The organism is Rhizobacter sp. P3_C12, from assembly GCF_056402735.1.
The window spans coordinates 1-2,653 of the sequence record NZ_JBFUGW010000492.1 but is presented as its reverse complement, the minus strand read 5'-3'; the positions used below and the strand labels follow the sequence as shown (position 1 = coordinate 2,653).

Below are 2,653 nucleotides of genomic sequence, written 5' to 3'. Positions count from 1 at the left end.
CAGCACCTGTACCGCTATGCGCAAGCCATCCTGAAGCATGCCGACGATGCGCACGATGCGGTCACCAGCTGCTCGACCGAGCCGACCGGGCATGTCGGCATCGGCATTCCGCTGTGCATGGTCGCGCCGCTCGGGCTGCCCATCTTCAACGAGGTCCGCACGCGCTATCCGGCGATCCGCCTGCAGATCTACGAGGAGCTGAGCGGCACGGTGCTCGAATGGGTCAAGAGCGGCCGGCTGATGCTGGGCATCGCGTTCGACGACGGCAACCTCGAAGGGCTCGACATGGTGCGCGTGATGGAGGAGCGGTTGTTCCTCGTCGTGAACCCGAAGTCGCGGCTGGCGCGCCGCAAGGTCATCACGCTGCGCGAGCTGCAGGGCATCGAGCTGGTGCTGCCCGGGCTGGAGCAGGGGGTGCGCCACCGGGTCGAGCGCGTGATGATGCGCGAGGGCCTGTCGCCGCCGACGGTCATTGCCGAGATGAACTCGCTGGCGCTGCTGAAGCAGGCGGTCGCGGCCAACATCGCCGCGACGATCCTCTCGTGGCCCAGCATCGAGACCGAGGTGCTGCAGAAGAAGCTCGCGGTGGTCGAGATCACCCGGCCTTCGATCACGCGCACGGTGTCGGTGTGCGCCACCACCGTCGTCAAGCAGACACGGGCCGCCGAATGCGTGCTGGCGGCCGCCACCCTGGCCATCCGGCATGCGGTGCGCAACGCGGCCTGGCGCGGCGTGCGCCTGCTGAGCGCGAGCGCGTGACCCGCATGGCTGCAAGAAATTTCGTACCCGCAGTTCATACCGCAGCGCCGGCCAACAGGCGCCACATCCACCGTCTCAGAGAGGACCACCATGATCGACCTTGCGAACTCCGCCACTGACTTTGTGAACCCTGCCGTCCCCGCATTGACAGGTGCGCCGATGGCCTTGATCGATGCCTTGCGCCACACCTTCGGACTGCGCTTCAAGCTCGGCCGCCTGATGCGCGAGCAGTGCGGCCGCGAGCCGTCGGCGATCGACATGACGATGCCGGACGGCATCGTCTTCGCCCACACGACCGAAGAGGTGGCCGAGGTGGTTCGGCTGTGCGCGATGCACCGCGTCGCGGTGACCGCCTTCGGCGTGTTCTCGTCGCTCGAGCGGCATGTGCTCGGCCATGCGGGCGGCATCTCGATCGACCTGTCCGAGATGGACGAGGTGCTGACGATCAACGCACAGGACCTGACCGCGACGGTGCAGGCCGGCGTCACCCGCTCGCAGCTGAATGCCGACGTGAAGGACACCGGCCTGTTCTTTCCGATCGATCCGGGCTCGAAGGCATCGCTCGGCGGCATGGCGGCAACGCGCGCCGGCGGCACCAGCGCGGTGCGCTACGGCACGATGCGCGAGAACGTGCTGGCGCTCACCGTCGTGACGGCCGAGGGCAAGATCATCCGCACTGCGCGCCGGGCCAAGAAATCGTCGGCCGGCTACGACCTGACGCGCATCTTCGTCGGCAGCGAGGGCACGCTGGGCGTCATCACCGAGGTGACGGTGCGGCTGTACCCGCGGCCCGAGGCGATCGCGACGGCGGTGTGCACCTTCGCCGACGCGCGCAACGCGGTCGACACGGTGATCCAGACCCTCCAGACCGGCGTGCCGCTCGCGCGTGCGGAGTTCATGGATGCGCTGGCGCTGCGCGCCGTCAACCTGCACACCGAAACGTCGTACCAGGAGCGGCCGACGCTGTTCCTCGAGTTCCACGGCACGGCGGCCGGCGTGGTCGAGCAGGCCGAGATCGTGCGCGACATCGCGCGCGAGCACGGCGGTGACGACTACGACTGGGCCGACCAGCCCGAAGACCGTTCGCGGCTATGGAGCGCCCGCCACACCGCCTTCAACGCCTGCGAGCTGCTGCGGCCGGGCTGGCGCACCTTCACCACCGATGCCTGCGTGCCCTTGTCGCGCTTGGCGCAGTGCATCGAGGAGACCATCGAGGACACGCGGCGTTCATCGCTGCTGTGCCCGCTGTTCGGCCATGTGGGCGACGGGCACCTGCTGTGCATCCTCATTGCCGACCCCGACAACCCGCTCGAGATGGCCGAGGCCGAGCGCCTGAACCAGCGGATGATGAGCCGCGCGATGCGCATGGAAGGCACCTGCACCGCCGAGCACGGCATCGGCGCGCACAAGGTGGTGCTACTGACGGAAGAGTTCGATGCCAACGCGGTGCAGCTGATGCGCCAGCTGAAGCGGGCGTGGGATCCGCTGAACATCCTGAATCCGGGCAAGGTGATCGCCATGCAGGAATGACAGGCGGGCAGCGCATGCGGACCGGCAGGTCCGCCCAGCCCATCGACCCGTTGATCCCCTGAGGGAGAAGCCCTTGCATTCATCGCACCATGTTGCCGTGGTGAGGCGCGGCGTTGCCGTGCCTCGGACGGTATTGAACTTCATCGTCGCGTTGCGGCTGCTGGCCTGCGCAACATCTGCGATCGCGCAGTCGCCGGTCCAGCCGCCGGCCGACCCGTTCAACTACTCGCGCACGACGAGCTACACCTACCGTCCCGACGGTCTCGTGGAGACGGAGACGGTCGAGCCCGGCAACCCGCAGCTGTGCGTCGTGACGACGTACAGCTACGACGCGCGGGGCAACCGCACCGGCACGCGCCAAGCC

At 68.1% G+C, this 2,653-nt stretch carries 3 protein-coding genes; all 3 read left to right on the top strand.

Going from position 1 to position 2,653, the window contains the following annotated elements; all coding sequences use genetic code 11:
- Positions 1 to 759 (top strand): LysR substrate-binding domain-containing protein (locus AC1DXV_RS33665; RefSeq protein WP_477937907.1); only part of this gene is annotated, 759 nt, incomplete at its 5' end.
- Positions 760 to 918: 159 nt separating this feature from the next.
- Positions 919 to 2,289: an FAD-binding oxidoreductase gene (locus tag AC1DXV_RS33660; protein ID WP_477937906.1), complete on the top strand. Its 1,371-nt coding sequence runs from the start codon at positions 919 to 921 to the stop codon at positions 2,287 to 2,289.
- 73 nt (positions 2,290 to 2,362) lie between these two features.
- Positions 2,363 to 2,653 (top strand): hypothetical protein (locus AC1DXV_RS33655; RefSeq protein ID WP_477937904.1); only part of this gene is annotated, 291 nt, incomplete at its 3' end.